Annotated in this window: 13 protein-coding genes; 4 read left to right on the forward strand and 9 right to left on the reverse strand. The window is 28.3% G+C overall.

Features of this window, described 5'->3' with window-relative positions; all coding sequences use genetic code 11:
- Window positions 1–13: 13 nt before the first annotated feature.
- From araD to EGD97_RS06060, 4 genes are all read left to right on the forward strand, one after another.
- Window positions 14–715 (forward strand): L-ribulose-5-phosphate 4-epimerase, encoded by a 702-nt coding sequence (araD, locus tag EGD97_RS06045; RefSeq protein ID WP_078681314.1) that lies wholly within the window; start codon window positions 14–16, stop codon window positions 713–715.
- Window positions 716–784: 69 nt separating this feature from the next.
- The gene (gene araA / locus EGD97_RS06050) at window positions 785–2,275 is read left to right on the forward strand and encodes an L-arabinose isomerase (protein ID WP_127836796.1); all 1,491 of its coding nucleotides are present in this window, start codon (window positions 785–787) and stop codon (window positions 2,273–2,275) included.
- A gap of 279 nt (window positions 2,276–2,554) precedes the next feature.
- A complete protein-coding gene (gene uxuA / locus EGD97_RS06055) occupies window positions 2,555–3,628 on the forward strand; it encodes a mannonate dehydratase (RefSeq protein ID WP_127836797.1) in 1,074 nt (357 codons plus the stop codon).
- Between the two features lie 30 nt (window positions 3,629–3,658).
- The gene (locus tag EGD97_RS06060) at window positions 3,659–5,281 is read left to right on the forward strand and encodes a mannitol dehydrogenase family protein (RefSeq protein ID WP_127836798.1); all 1,623 of its coding nucleotides are present in this window, start codon (window positions 3,659–3,661) and stop codon (window positions 5,279–5,281) included.
- A gap of 307 nt (window positions 5,282–5,588) precedes the next feature.
- On the opposite strand, the gene EGD97_RS06065 is transcribed toward EGD97_RS06060, so the two are convergent.
- The 9 genes from EGD97_RS06065 to EGD97_RS06105 all read right to left on the reverse strand — a co-directional run bounded on the left by EGD97_RS06065 (window position 5,589) and on the right by EGD97_RS06105 (window position 16,209).
- Window positions 5,589–5,849, reverse strand: a complete 261-nt coding sequence (locus tag EGD97_RS06065; RefSeq protein ID WP_127836799.1) for a hypothetical protein — start codon at window positions 5,847–5,849, stop codon at window positions 5,589–5,591.
- Between the two features lie 380 nt (window positions 5,850–6,229).
- Window positions 6,230–7,144, reverse strand: coding sequence for a carbohydrate ABC transporter permease (locus EGD97_RS06070; RefSeq protein WP_078681325.1), 915 nt, complete (start codon window positions 7,142–7,144; stop codon window positions 6,230–6,232).
- 17 nt (window positions 7,145–7,161) lie between these two features.
- Window positions 7,162–8,142, reverse strand: coding sequence for an ABC transporter permease (locus EGD97_RS06075; protein ID WP_078681326.1), 981 nt, complete (start codon window positions 8,140–8,142; stop codon window positions 7,162–7,164).
- A 203-nt stretch (window positions 8,143–8,345) separates the two neighbouring features.
- On the reverse strand, window positions 8,346–10,022 hold the full coding sequence (locus tag EGD97_RS06080) for an ABC transporter substrate-binding protein (protein WP_078681327.1): 1,677 nt from the start codon (window positions 10,020–10,022) through the stop codon (window positions 8,346–8,348).
- A 156-nt stretch (window positions 10,023–10,178) separates the two neighbouring features.
- Window positions 10,179–11,276: a response regulator transcription factor gene (locus EGD97_RS06085; protein ID WP_127836800.1), complete on the reverse strand. Its 1,098-nt coding sequence runs from the start codon at window positions 11,274–11,276 to the stop codon at window positions 10,179–10,181.
- 58 nt (window positions 11,277–11,334) lie between these two features.
- Window positions 11,335–13,119 carry a sensor histidine kinase gene (locus EGD97_RS06090; protein ID WP_127836801.1) on the reverse strand — a complete coding sequence of 595 codons (1,785 nt, stop codon included), beginning with the start codon at window positions 13,117–13,119 and terminating at the stop codon, window positions 11,335–11,337.
- A gap of 76 nt (window positions 13,120–13,195) precedes the next feature.
- Window positions 13,196–14,329: a glycosyl hydrolase family 8 gene (locus EGD97_RS06095; RefSeq protein WP_127836802.1), complete on the reverse strand. Its 1,134-nt coding sequence runs from the start codon at window positions 14,327–14,329 to the stop codon at window positions 13,196–13,198.
- Window positions 14,330–14,385: 56 nt separating this feature from the next.
- Window positions 14,386–15,393, reverse strand: a complete 1,008-nt coding sequence (locus EGD97_RS06100) for an endo-1,4-beta-xylanase (protein ID WP_078681331.1) — start codon at window positions 15,391–15,393, stop codon at window positions 14,386–14,388.
- Window positions 15,394–15,411: 18 nt separating this feature from the next.
- Entirely contained in the window at window positions 15,412–16,209 is a 798-nt protein-coding gene (locus tag EGD97_RS06105; protein ID WP_078681332.1) for a polysaccharide deacetylase family protein, read from the reverse strand.
- Window position 16,210 lies beyond the last annotated feature (1 nt).

The following is a 16,210-nucleotide window of genomic DNA, read 5'->3' on the forward strand; positions in this document are numbered from 1 at the left end:
GGAGGTTTTTATTATGCTGGAAAATTTAAAGGAAGCAGTGTTAAAGGCAAATTTAGAGCTTCCAAAAAAGGGGCTTGTAACTTATACCTGGGGTAATGTCAGTGGAATTGATAGACAAGCTGGCTTAATAGTTATTAAACCAAGTGGAGTACCTTACGAAGAACTTAAGTTAGAACATTTAGTTGTACTTGATCTTGATGGCAATAAAGTTGAAGGTAATCTAAATCCTTCATCTGATACTCCAACACATCTTACTATTTATAAAAACTTTAAAGATGTTGGAGGGATTGTTCATACTCATTCAAGATGGGCAACTATTTGGGCTCAGGCAGGTAGGAGTATACCTGCTTTAGGAACTACTCATGCTGATTATTTTTATGGTGAAATCCCATGTACTCGAAAAATGACTGCTAAAGAAATAAACAGCGACTATGAAAAAGAAACTGGAAATATAATAGTTGAAACATTTGAAAATAAAAATCCTATATATATTCCAGGTGTTCTTGTAAATAATCATGGACCTTTTACCTGGGGTAAAGACGCTCATGAAGCAGTTTATAATGCAGTAGTATTAGAAGAAATTGCTATGATGGCTTATAATACTGTTTCTCTAACGCCAGGCATAGAATCTATTAGTCAAACTTTGCTTGATAAACATTTTCTAAGAAAACATGGTTCTAATGCTTATTATGGACAAAATACTGCTAATTTTTAAATATATATTTGTTAAATATCTATTTAAATTAAACATATAAATTTTAAGATTAAAGGGAGGATTTATATTATGTTACAAATTAGACCTTATGAATTTTGGTTTGTTACTGGAAGTCAACATCTTTATGGACCTGAAACTTTAAAACAGGTTGACAAAGATTCAATAAAAATAGCAGAAGGCTTAGATTCTTCTTCTCTAATTCCATTTAAAGTTGTTTTTAAGCCTGTATTAACTAATCCTAATGATATAAGAAAGCTTTGTTTAGCTGCAAATTCCGATGATAATTGCGCAGGAATAATAACTTGGATGCATACTTTTTCTCCTGCAAAGATGTGGATTGCTGGTCTTTCTGAACTTAAAAAACCGCTTCTTCATCTTCATACACAATTTAATAGAAATATTCCCTGGGACAGTATAGATATGGATTTTATGAATTTAAACCAATCTGCTCATGGTGATAGAGAATATGGATTCATTGGAGCAAGACTTAGAATTCCTCGTAAAGTAGTAGTAGGATATTGGGAAGATAAAGATGTTCAATCACGCATAGGTTCTTGGATGAATACTTCTGTTGCCTTTACTGAAAGCCGTAGTTTAAAGGTAGCTCGTTTCGGTGATAATATGAGACAAGTTGCTGTAACTGAAGGAGATAAAGTAGAAGCTCAAATTAAACTTGGTTGGGAAATAAGCGGATTCGGTGTTGGCGATCTTGTAGAAAGAGTTAATAAAGTTACTGAAGAAGAAATAGATAAACTTATGGAAGAATATGCAAAAGTTTATGATTTTGCCCTAGAAGTTCTTTCTTCAGAGGAAAAAATGAATTCAGTTCGAGAACAAGCTCGTATAGAATTAGGATTGAAATCTTTCCTAGAAGAAGGAGGTTTCTCTGCATTTACCACAACTTTTGAAGATTTACATGGATTAAAACAACTCCCTGGACTAGCTGTTCAACACCTTATGGCTGAAGGCTATGGATTTGGACCTGAGGGAGACTGGAAAACTGCAGCTTTAGTTCGTATTATGAAAATTATGGCTTGTGGAAAAGGTACATCTATAATGGAAGATTATACTTATCATTTAGAATTAGGTAATGAATTAATTCTTGGAGCTCATATGCTTGAAGTATGTCCTACTCTTGCTGCTACAAAACCAAGAATAGAAGTTCATCCATTAGGAATAGGAGGAAAATCCGATCCAGCACGTGTAGTATTTAATGGTATGGAAGGTTCTGCAGTTTGTGCTTCATTAATAGATTTAGGAGGACGTATGCGCCTAATAGTTAATGATGTTACTGCAGTTAAACTAGAAAATGATATGCCAAAACTTCCTGTTGCAAGAGTACTTTGGAAACCTGAGCCATCTTTAAAAGAAGCAGCTGAAGCTTGGATTTATGCAGGTGGAGCTCATCACACAAGCTTTTCCTATGAAGTTACTGCTGAACAATTAGCAGATTTTGCAGAAATGGCTAAATTAGAATTTGTTCATATAAATAAAGATACTAAACCTTATGCCCTTAAAAATGAGTTGAAACTTAATGATATTATTTGGAAATTATTTTAATGAAAAATTAAAATAGAGTACCACTAAAAATATGGTTAATTCAAACCTATAAAGGCTTAATATTGCCAGCGCCTAAATGACGCTGGCTTTCATTATAGTATATAAAATATATCCATAATATCCACCAAAAATGTTAATTTCATAGTGAAATATTACAAATGCAATTATATTTTTCATGTTAATGTTTTTTACTGCTATGCTATTATATATATAAACCGTATAGCAAAATGCAAATTGCAAAGGTATACAGCAAATTAATAAGAATTGGAGTTGATGCTTATGAAAATGACGTTTAGATGGTATGGTGAAGGTAATGATTCTATAACTTTAGATCAAATTAAACAAATCCCTGGTGTTACTGGAATAGTGTGGTCTCTTCATGATATTCCTGCTGGTGAAGAATGGCCTATGGATAGAATACTTAAAGAAAAAGAGCTAATAGAAAGTCATGGATTTAATATTGATGTAGTAGAAAGTGTAAATGTTCATGAAGACATTAAACTAGGTCTTCCTTCTAGAGAAAAATATATTGAAAATTATAAAAAAACTATTGAAAAACTTGGAAAAGTGGGAGTTAAGGTAATATGTTACAACTTTATGCCTGTTTTTGATTGGACAAGAACTGATCTAAACAAAAAACTTCCAGATGGCTCAACTGCACTATTTTATGAAAAAGCTAAAATTGAAAAGATAGATCCTATAGAACTAGTAGAAAAAATATCTCTTGGTGTAAAAGAATATACAATGCCAGGATGGGAACCTGAAAGGCTTTCGCATTTAAAAGAACTTTTTAATGCTTATGAAAATGTAACTGAAGAAGATTTGTGGAATAACCTTAAATATTTCCTTGAAGAAATTATTCCTGTTTGTGAAGCTAATAATGTTAAGATGGCAATACATCCAGATGATCCAGCATGGCCAATATTCGGACTTCCAAGATTGATAATTAATAGGCAAAATATTAAAAGATTTTTAAAACTGGTTGATAGCCCTTATAATGGTTTAACATTTTGTAGTGGTTCACTTGGATCTAATCCAAATAATGATTTAATTTCAATTATTAAAGAATTTGCTCCAAGAATTCATTTTGCACATATAAGAAATATAAAGCACTTTGAAAATGGTGATTTTATAGAAACTTCTCACAAAACTTCTGATGGTTCACTTGATGTAGTTGGCATGGTTAAAGCCTTTTACGAAGCTGGATTTACGGGCTATGTAAGACCAGATCATGGAAGACATCTTTGGAATGAAAAATGCAGACCAGGGTATGGCCTTTATGATAGAGCTCTTGGAATTATGTATTTATGGGGAGCTTGGGATGCATTTGAAAAAGATAAAAAATCTATTTAGTCGATTAATGTATAGGAGAGTAAAACATAAATGGATAACTTAATACTAAGCAAAGAAAATATAAAAAATATAGATAAATGGGAAAAAGCTGGAATAGACCTTCCTAAATTTAATTACGAAGAAATGGTAATTGAAACTTTAAAAAATCCAACTTGGGTGCATTTTGGTTCTGGAAATATATTTAGAGGTTTTATAGCAATGCTTCAACAAAATCTTTTAAACTCTAACAAAGTAAATACCGGCATTGTTGCTGTTGAAGGATATGACTATGAAATTATAGATGAAATTTATACTCCTTATGATAATTTAAGTCTTCTTGTAATTATGAACCCTCACGGAAGTTTTAAAAAAACAGTTGTAGGGAGTATAGCTGAAAGTTTAGTTGCAGATACCTTAAGAGAAAAAGATTGGAAAAGACTAAATGAAATTTTTAAAAATCCATCGCTTCAAATAGTAAGCTTTACAATAACTGAAAAAGGCTATGCTTTAAAAGATATTAAAGGTGAGTTTTTCACTTTTGTTAAAGAAGATATTAAAGCTGGTCCAAAAAATCCAAAAGGCATTATAGCCAAAGTTACATCTTTAGCTTATACAAGATATAAAAATGGTGAACTTCCAATTGCTTTTGTAAGTATGGATAATTGTTCCAAAAACGGAGAAAAACTTCAAAACTCAGTAACAACTATTGCAAAAAAGTGGGTTGAAAATGGTTTTGTAGAAGAGGATTTTATTAAATACCTAAATAATCCCCAAAAGGTGTCATTCCCGTGGAGTATGATAGATAAAATCACACCACGTCCTGACAACAGTGTAAAAGAAAATCTAAATTCGATTGGTTTTAAAAGTACAAATATTATTATCACAAAAGCTAATACTTATATTGCTCCTTTTGTTAACGCTGAAGGTCCTCAATACCTTGTAATAGAAGATAATTTTCCAAATGGCCGTATGCCTTTAGAAGAAACAGGAGTATTACTAACTGACAGAGCAACAGTACAAAAGGTAGAAACCATGAAAGTTACTACTTGTTTAAATCCTCTTCACACAGCTCTTGCTATTTTTGGATGTTTGCTTGGATATAAAACAATTGCAGATGAAATGAAAGATATCTTTTTAAAAAGACTTGTTGAAAAAATAGGTTACACAGAAGGAATGCCTGTTGTTGTAAATCCTGGAATATTAAATCCAGAAGATTTTATTAAAGAGGTAATTGAAGTAAGACTCCCAAATCCATATATTCCTGATACTCCTCAAAGAATTGCTTCAGATACTTCTCAAAAGATAAGTATAAGATTTGGAGAAACAATAAAATCTTACTTAGAAAGAGAAGACCTAGATCCTAAAAATCTTAAATATATTCCTTTAACTATTGCTGGATGGTGCAGATATTTAATGGCTATAGATGACTTAGGAAAAGAAATGCAATTAAGTCCAGATCCTTTATTAGATATTTTAACATCTTATTTGTCTAAAGTAAAATTAGGTGATAAAGAATCTGCTAAAGGTTGTTTAATTCCAATACTTTCAAATGAAAAAATATTTGGATTAAATCTTTATGATGCTAAACTAGGTGAGAAAATCGAAAATTATTTTACTGAAATGATTTTAGGAGTTGGTGCTGTAAGGTCAACTTTAGAAAAATATTTAAGTTAGTTAATAAAATTTTAAATACTAAATAATTATTTTATTAAACTAAATTTCCTATAATTTTATATATGGTTATTCATTAAAATTCTCCCCTAGACTAGATAAATCATTTTTATCCTATAACAAGGGGAGAATACAATTTTATATTTTAATTCTAATGTAAAACATAACTATTTTATGTGGCTACAAATCCCTGATGAATTTCTTGGTATAAGTTTTCCATCCAGTAGCTCTGATATACCTTTATGCCCTTCATTTATCATTTTCATCATTAAATTTACAGCAAATATGCCTTGTCTATGAATGGGATTTCTTATTCAAACATTCCTTTTGCCACATAATCTTGGCTAAACTTTATACCATGCTCTTTCATTGCATCTTTAGCTACAGAATCTTCTAATTGTTCTAACATATTTTCTGTTAATTTTAATTTCCCAATATTATTATTACTAATCTCATTTTCAGAATTTTTTAATACAGAGTAGTTTGATATAATATTAATCAACATAGCTGGAAAAATTAATAAAACTGTTAAACAGATAAAAAGTTTTTTAAAAAATGAATTTATTTTCATTATATCCCCCACATATATTTTTATATTTAAAAATATATTTATTAAAAATTTATTTAAAAGGTATAAATACAAATTCATCATTATTAAGTATTATTAAATAAGTTGATATAACTTTATTACAAAATTATATAAAAATCTCCTTATCATTAACTATATAATCATTCACTTTTTTAAATAAAATAAATTATATTTTATTTAAATTATATTATAAAAATATAAAACTTAACATGAACTATATACTTATTATTTGTAATATTTTACTATTATTTTATTTGTTTTTAGTACATAGAGAAAAATATAAACTATATATAGTAATAATTTATAAAAATTCACGTTTCCTAATTTTTTAATTAGAAAACGTGAATTTTTAACATAATCAATTATTCTTTTACTCCTCCAAGTGTTAATCCTGTTACAAAATATTTTTGAAGGAATGGATAAACAATTAATATAGGAACTGTTGCAATTATTGTCATTGTTGCTCTTATAGAATTAGGTGTAATTGTCTGAGTATTATGATCCGAAAAATTTTGTGTGGTACTAGCATTGCTCGTTATACTTCCCATTGCCGAAACTAATTTTTTCATTAATTCATATTGCAATGTACTTAAGTTTTGTTTAGATGAAGCAAATATAAAAGTATCAAACCATGAATTCCATTGACCAACAGCAATAAATAAGGCTATTGTTGCCATTACAGGTGTTATTAAAGGCACTATAATTTTTATAAGTATTTGAAAATCATTAGCACCATCAATTTGAGCTGACTCTACTAAACTACTAGGTAATCCTTCTATATATGTTCTAATTACAATTATATTCCACGCACTGATTAATGAAGGAAGAATATACACTGCAAAGTTATTTATAAGATGTAAAGATCTGTATAAAAAATATGTTGGAATTAAACCTCCACTAAAATACATAGTTAATACCAAAAATGTAGTTACAAATTTTCTAAATACAAAATCTTTTCTACTTAAAATATATGCTACCATAACACAGGCTGTCAAAGATGTAATAGTACCTACCACTGTTCTTAAAATTGAAACTAATGTAGCATGATATATAGTCTTATCTGATAATATGTTTTGATAATTATACCATGTAAATTTTCTTGGCCATAAATAAATCCCACCTCTTATAGAATCCATTGCATCATTTAAAGATAACGCAAGCATATTAACAAATGGATACAATGTTATTATTAATAAAAATATTAAACTTAAATATATTATTGTATCTAATATTAAATCTTCAGCAGTTTTTCTTTTAAAAAAAGATAATTTTTTCATTTATAAAGCTACCTCCCCTACATAATACCTTCGCCGCTTACTTTTTTAGATATGCCATTAGCTGTTAAAAGCAAAATAATACTTATGACACTCTTAAAAATACCTGCTGCTGCTGCAAAAGAGTAACGTCCCATTGAAATACCATATCTTAATGTAAAAGTATCTAATACATCAGATGTTTTAAATGTTATAGGATTTTGAAGTAAAAGAATTTGTTCAAATCCAGTATTTAGTATCCACCCACACTGCATAATCAATAATATTCTTACTGTAGGCCAAATTCCAGGAATAGTTATATGAAGTATACGTTTAATTCTACCAGCACCATCAATACTAGCAGCTTCATATAAACTTGGATCTATGGCAGTCATAGCTGCTAAATAAATAATTGCGTTCCACCCAACTTCTTTCCATACATTACTTGCAGTAATAATTCCCCAAAAATATTGTGGTAATCCTAAAAAAAGAATTGGATCTTTAATTAAATGCAGTTTTAATAATATGGTATTTATTATTCCGTTATCAGTAGATAAAGCCCACATTACTATATTAGCTGCTACAACCCAAGATACAAAGTGCGGTAAATATGATATTGTTTGAACAATTCTTTTAAAGCCAATATTTTTAACTTCATTTAAAAATATTGCTAATATAATAGCAGTTAAATAACCAAATATTATGTTAAGTGCACTTATACCTAAAGTATTTCGCATTACATTAATAAAATTGTTATCAGTAAATAATAATTTAAATTGTTTAAGACCTACCCATTGAGATTTAGATATACCAAGACCTGGCTTATATTCTTGAAATGCCATTAACCATCCCCATATGGGCAAGTAATTAAATATGAAGACATATACAATAAAAATACTAGACATAATAATTAAAATTTTTTGTTTTTTACAACGTCGAATAAAATCCTGCCTTGCTGCTTTTCTATTATTAGTTTTCTTAAAATTTTTATTTATTTCCTTATTATGAATCATTTCAGTCATAATTTTCCCTCCTCATAACGTTTTCTTACTATATTCTTTATAATAAAATTATAATAAATTTTAATTTAATCCATAACCAGACAAATTTTATTATATTCATATATAATTTAAGTACTTAGTCAAATTCACCTTATATAATTTACTTATCAATAGATTATAGAAATATTCGGCAAGCATTAAATGCTTGCCGAATATAAATTGTGCTATTTGCTTTCTCCTGTGCCCCACTGTTTTACTCTTTCTTGAATTGCATTAGTTATAAATTGTTCAAGTCCTTTAACATCAAGCTTGTTAATTTCACTTGTATATTTATTCCATAATGATTCAAATTCTGAAGATGATTTTGCCATAATCATTTTTGGAACATATTCTTGCATAAGCTCATTTATTTTAGTATTTGTAAGCTGTTCATTAGATCCATCAGGTAATTTTACATCCCATGCTTCACCCCATGGATTACCTTTATCAGGATGGAACATTTCACCCCAAGTTTTAACTCCATACTTCTCTAATACTTTTTTATCTGAATCCGTATAATTTGCTGCAATTTCATCAGGATCTCCACTTGGCATCCAATAATTTCCGTCAGAATATTTTGCATTTATAGAATTTACTGGCCATGGATATCCAAACATACCAATTCCTGTCTTTTTAATATAATCTTGATTCTTAAGTTGTTCTCTTTGTTCAGGAGTTCTATACATTTTCCCATTTGAATCTACATTATAATCTTTATCTTTAACACCCCAGTTAATTCTTTTTTGAACTTCTTCGCTCATTAACCAATCAATAAATTTAAACGCTCTTACAGGATCCTTGCAAGAAGTAGATATACTTATACCATCTCTTGTTATCGGAGTGGATGGTAACTGATATCTATCAACTATGCTATTATCCCATACAACTGGGAAAGCTACATATTGATATTCATCTTTTCCTTGTTGATGTAAACTATTTTGCACATTACTTAAACGCCACCCATAATCAAAAAACCCTAATACTCTACCTGTTGCAAGCTTTGACATATATTGATCAATTTTTTGCGTAAATGCTTCTGGATCAATCATACCTTTATTCCATTCTTCGTTTAATTTTGTCCAATATTTCTTAGAAGAATCGTTATTAGCATAAAGTTTACCAGTTATTGTTTTAGGATCAAATTGTAAAATACCATCATTGCTATAACCAGCCAAAGCACCACCTGGATTTGTAATAGTAAAAAATGCTGTAGGATCTGATATAACAGAAAAGCCTATTGTTGAACTACCATCTGTTGTTGGATGTTTAGATTTATAATCTTCTAATATATTAAAATACTGATCTAATGTAGTAATTTTAGGATATCCAGCTTCCTCAAGAACACGTTTTTGAACATAAAATCCACCTGAAGCTGTTGCATTATTTACCCCTTCTCTATATGGAGGTATAAAGTATATTTTACCATCTTTTTGAGTTGATTTTTTAAGTATAGGTTCTTGATATTTTTTAATGTTTGTACCATATTTTTCGATATAATCATTTAAAGGAACTGCTGCACCAGCATCAACAAATTTTTGATGTGCATCCCAACCATAAATAAAATCTGGATAATCCCCTGATGCAAGCATAACTCCAACTTTTGTATTCAAATCTCCCGCAAGATACTCAACTTTTATTGTAACTCCTGTCTGTTCTTTTACCCAATTAGTAAAATCATTATCATCTGGAAATTGAGTAGCATTTCCAAAGCCATTGAAAAATGTAAAAGTTATTGGATCACCTTTTACACTATCAGTATTATTGCCTGCGCCTTGAGTTGGTTCTGATTTTTGACATCCAGCCAATATACCCGTTGACAGCATAGCACCAACTACCAAAGAAATAATTCTTTTTCCTTTCATAATTTTCCCCCCATAAAAATATAGTAATTGTTTACATAAATAATTATATATTGTTTCTAAAATTTAAAATACATATATAACTTTATATTTTACTTATATAATTTAAGGTGTTTTTAAAGCATCATTAAAAATACTTAAATGTTATACATTATATTATTATTTTAACTTCTGCAAACTCTTTCTATATTCTGAAGGGGACATATTAACATTTTTTTGAAATCTGCCGACAAAATAATCAGTATTTTTATATCCTACACATTCCGCTACTTCGTATATCTTTTTATTCGTTCTAGCTAAAATTTTTTTAGCTTCTTCTATACGTATTTCATTTAAATAATCATTAAAATGCTTTCCAAAATACTTTTTAAATTGCTGCCCTAAATACACTGGATTTATATAAAATTTTTCTGATAATAATTTAAGATTTATATCTTCCATGTAGTGTTTTTTTATAAATTTTTCAACTTCATTTATAACTCCTCTTGAATTATTACTTTTTAGTAACTTTATATAGGCTGAACTTTCTAAACATAATTCTAAAGTTTTTTGCTTAACTTCTTTAAAACATAAATTTTTAAGTAAACCTACAAATTGACAGTGTTTTATTACAAATTCATCTACATCTCCGTTAACATCTTTTATAATTTTCATTATTTCTACAATTAAATTATTTATATATACCTCTATTACTTCAATAGCTGATAATTTTTCATGAAAATTATCAAATATATCATTTACTAGATTTTTAATATCTATTTCATTATTTTTTTCTATAGCATCTACTAAAGAATTAACACCCAAAACATTTTCAAATGAATAGGTAAAATTACAGTCTTTAACATCTTCATAAAATTTCTCATTTATATGTTTATCAGCTACATTTAATTCTAATAATAGCTTTCTTAATCGTTTTACCAGTTCATCTTCATCAATAGGTTTAAGCAAATAATCTTTAACTCCATATCTTATTGCTTGTTGAGCATATTTAAAATCTTCATATCCACTTAAAATTATAAATTTAGTATTTATGTTAAGTTTTTCTATTGAATATTTAATAAGTTGCAATCCATCTATTTTAGGCATTCTTATATCAGTAATAACAATATCTGGTTTTTCTTCTTCTATAAGTTTTATAGCCTTTTCACCATTACTAGCTTCGCCGCAAATATTATATCCAAAATTTTCCCAATTAATTAGCATCTTTAATGCCTTTGTAACAAATGGTTCATCATCAACCAATAAAACTTTAAACATATATAATCACCCCATATATTATATAGCATTAGTTATTGTAAATTTTTTGTATTAAATATCATACATACTTTTCAAGTTTATATATTGGTATTCGAAGTTCTACTTCTGTGCCTTTATTTAATTTACTATTGATTGTAAATTTAACTTCTTCTCCAAAATAAAGCTTTAATCTTTTATATATATTTACAATACCATAACTCCCATTTATTAATTTTCCTTTTTTTAAAGCTTCTTGTATTTGCTGTAATTTTTCTTTTTCTATACCTATTCCATTATCAATAATTTTACAAAACAATTCGTATTCATTAAATTTAATATTTATATTTATTACCCCAATGCCATCAATCATTTCTATTCCATGAACACTTGAATTTTCCACTAATGTCTGAATACACATTTTAGGTATCTTATAACATAATGCATTTTCATCAACATTAATAACATAATTAAGCTTATCGCCATATCTATATTTTTGTATTTCAAGAAAATCTTTTGTAAGCTCAATTTCTTCTCTAATTGTAATTAAATCTTCTTTAAAACTTAAAAATCTTCTAAATAACTTTGACATATATTTTATTATTTCTGCAGTTTCTAATTCACCCTTTAAAACACTTCTAAGCCTTACAGTATTTAATGTATTATACAAAAAATGAGGATTAACTTGACTTTGAAGTGCCATAAGTTCAGCTTTTGTTTTTTGAATTTCAGCCTCGTATACTACTTCAATAAGATTTTTTATTTTTATTGTACTATTATTAAATTCTTTAATTAATGTTCCTATTTCATCTTCTCCAGCATCAATATCTATAACATTAAACTTTTTATCAGATATATCTTTTAAATGCTTTGAAACAATTTCAAGTCTATTTTTTATAGAAGATGATATTACCAAAATTATTAAAGTAGATATAATAATACTAAATAGTGCTACTGCTATAACTATACTTTTATTACTACCCATTGCTTTTTTAATATCATTTTTAGGAAATACTCCTATTAACTTCCATCCGCTCATATAGCTATTTATAGCAAAATTTTTTGAAATAACTATATCTTTTGAAGTATAATAATTATCTGTAAATACTTTAAACTCATTATAATTATTATATATATCCTGATTATTTGAAAACATTATTCTATTGCTATCATCTATAAGATAAATTATTCCTTTAGTGTTTTCTTTATTTACAACATCTAAAAATGAATTTAATCTTATATCTATTTTTATTATTTTATTTGTATAATTAATAGACTTATAATCATATAATCTTCTTATAACACTTAAATATCGTCCATAAGCTAAAAGATTATTTTTATCGCTTTCAATATATGGGTATATTACAGTATTTTGTCTACTACTTTGAAGTTTTTTATACCAATCAGAATTAATAATATCTGAATTAAGAAAATAATAATTACCGCCATTTATTATAGTATTATTTTCAGTATAAATACTTATCTTTTGTATTTGGCTGTAAATAGGTAAAAATTTATCAACAGCTTCTTTTGTATAATTTAAATAAACATCATAGTAATCTTCTATATCTCTATATTTACTGTCAAGAGCATTCTCCAATTTACTATCTAAGTTTATCGTACGGATTACTTGCATACATTGTTCAATATTTGTTGTAAATCCAATCTTAATTCGTTCCATTGACTCGTCTAACAGCGTTAATACCTGTTTAGAAACATTATGTGAAATAACAAAATAAAATATTGTATTAATTGATACTATAGGTATGAATACACAAAAAATATACAGAAATATAAGTTTTCTTTTTAAGCTTATATTATTTATACTGCCAATTAGTTTTTTAAATTTCGTAATAATATTTTTCATATATTCAGCTCCCTATAGACAATGATAATAGTAATTTTTTTAATTATTTATTTGAGTTTTTTTGTTTTTTAACTTCTTACCATATCCTATATTTTCCACTTAAAGCTATTAAACTAAAAAAATATAAGCAATTGTCATAATAACGTCTTACTCCAGTTCTAAGAGGAGTATTCCAAAATTTTCTTACAAATTTTTCTGCATTAGGTCTATCAGCAGCAAGAGATGCCATAGCATTTGTTGCTAGAAGTCCAACTGGATGCAAAGCTTTTTCTTCAAATGCAGTTCCATCCAAATTATAAATTCTGTAGTCATTTATATCTTCTATATCTGCAAAGAAGCTTTGAATTTTATTTGCTTCTTCTCTTTCCCAATCATCCTTTTTAAACCATTCATAATCAAGGCCAATATTTGCAGCTACGCGATAGGCATCGCTGTAAAAATATTGATGTCCTTTTGTGGTTTCTGGAGTTCCATCATAATTAGCATATTCTGCTGCCAGTCCTGTTACAGGATTGCAAGTCTTCTTTAAATATTCCCTACTAGCTGCTGCAGCTTCAGCCCAAAATTGTCTGTCTTCTTCATAGGCCCATAATGAAAATAGCTCATAAAAATGTGGTAAATGATAAGATGGATCGCTAAAATGAGATTCTGGAGTGAACTTAATAAGTTTGTTTGATATCTCCCACATTGGATTTCCTATACTATCTTCTCCTTTATGAACACAGGCCTTAAGTATTTCCTTTGCTTGAATGCTATAATTTAACGGCTCCGGTCCATCTCCCCATCTGTGAGAAGCAAAGAAAAGCGCCATTGCAAAGTATTCTTCTCCATCTGGAGCAGGGCCATTAGCATTTCTCGTTCCATCTAACTTACAAGACCAAGCAAAATATCCAGCATATTCTCCACTTTTGTGATACATATATTTTTTTACCCATCTCCAAATTCGGTCAAATTCTTCTTTTTTATTCATTTGTACGCACATCATCATTCCATAGGACATACCTTCAGTTCTAACATCTATATTCCCTGTATCAACTATGTATCCCATGTCTTCACCTACTGGATGATATATTCTTGTATGTTCATCTCCATAAAACATTTCATTAAATGTATCCTCTACCTTTTTATCAATTTCTTTTTCTGAATATCCTAATTCTTTAAAAACATTGCGATACTCTTTTGTATAAAATGCTCCTGAATTGCTATACATTATTTTACTCCTTTCTTTATGTAGCATAACTTATTATACATTACAATAAAAATAAATTATTTAAAGTTTACTACTCTATCAAAAGCTCTCTTAGGTTTTCCTTTTACATCAAATAGCATAGGCCAGTCTTTTCTTCCTGGTACCGGAAAATTATCTTTCCAGGTATACATATCGCTTATTCCCCAGAAAGTTACTGAGTTTATAACTTCCTTATATTCTCTAAAGGTTCTAAATATGTTATCATACATTTCTTCCTGAAGATAAAGCATTTCAGAAGTTGGTTCTAAAAGATCTGTTCTACTGTTTTCAAAGTTAAACATGGATACATCTAATTCTGTTATTTGAATTTTAAGACCAAGTGAAGCATATTTCTCAATTGCATTTTTTAAATTATCTATAAGTTTTTTATCTGTTATGTTCCAGTGAGCCTGTATTCCTACACCATCAATAGGTGTCCCTTTTTCAATCAATTCCTTTAGCATCCTGTAAGATTTATCAAGCTTATTTGGAATCTCATTATTGTAATCATTATAATACAGCTCAGCATTATTAATTTCTTCCTTTGCAACTTCAAATGCTATTTTAATATAATTTTCACCAAGTATTCTCCTCCAGGGTGTATCTCTATATTGTTCTCCAGTTTTATCCTCAATAGCTTCGTTTACAACATCCCAAGCATATATAATATCTCCATATCTATTTACCAAGGTTTTAATATGCTGCTTTAACCTATTAAGTAAAAGCTCCCTTGATACTTGATTCCCATTTTTATCAACAAACAACCATGAAGGTGTTTGATTATGCCACACAAAGGTATGTCCTCTCATTTTTATATTGTTATTTATTGCAAATTCTTTTATCTTATCAGGCTTATCAAATTCAAACCTTCCTTCAACGGGCTGAATTTCACCGAATTTCATAGCATTTTCTAAAGTTACACTATTAAAATGTTTTTTAAGAAGTTCCCCATGAATTCCTTCCAAGTCTTCAACTCTTACAGCTGCACCAATTTTAAAATAGTCTTTGTATGTTTCACATAAAGATAAAATTTTATCATTATTCATACTAATTTACCCCCCTTTTTATAGTTTTATAGTTTGTCCGCTCTTAATCTCAAGAGCCTTACCATTTACATTTATCCAAACAGTTATTGCTGATGGATTGTAGATAATATCTCCATTGGCTGAAAATTCAAGGGACCTTAATGCTTTAATATATCTCATTATTTCAATATTTGTTGCATACCAAATATCAGAATTATTAGATATTAATCTGCAAAAGTTTTCAATTAAATCCCAATTATTATTTCTATCAAATTCAAAACTATGTCCCCAAACATACATTAATTTTAATTTTCCGTCATATTTATAATTTAAAAATTTCTCTCCTAATTCCATTAAATTATCATCATGATGACAAGTTGAATGCCATTTTAGAAAATTATCTGGGATACAAAAGTCATGATGAGCAACAACTGTTCTTGAATATTCAATTCCTAAAGATGAAATAATTTCTATGATTTTTTCATTATATACACCAAAAGGATAAGACATTCCCTTTATTGGATATCCAACTAAAGATTCCAGTGCTTTTCTATCTTCAATTACTTCTTCAACAATTGCTTCAACTGGAATACAATTTAAAAATGGATGAGTTTTTGTATGAACTGAAACTTCATGACCTTTATAAAGTTCAGCTACTTCACTGCTATTTATAAAAGGTTCTTTATCTAAAGTACCAGAATTTAAATGAAAAGTACCTTTTATTCCATATTTATTAAATATACTAACAAGCTTTCTGTCAAACTTTTGCCCATCATCATAACTCATAGTAAGTGCTTTAGTTTTACCCTGTGGAAATAAATCAAATTTAATATTCATA

Source organism: Clostridium prolinivorans (assembly GCF_004011155.1).
Lineage (GTDB): Bacteria > Bacillota > Clostridia > Clostridiales > Clostridiaceae > Clostridium_AT > Clostridium_AT prolinivorans.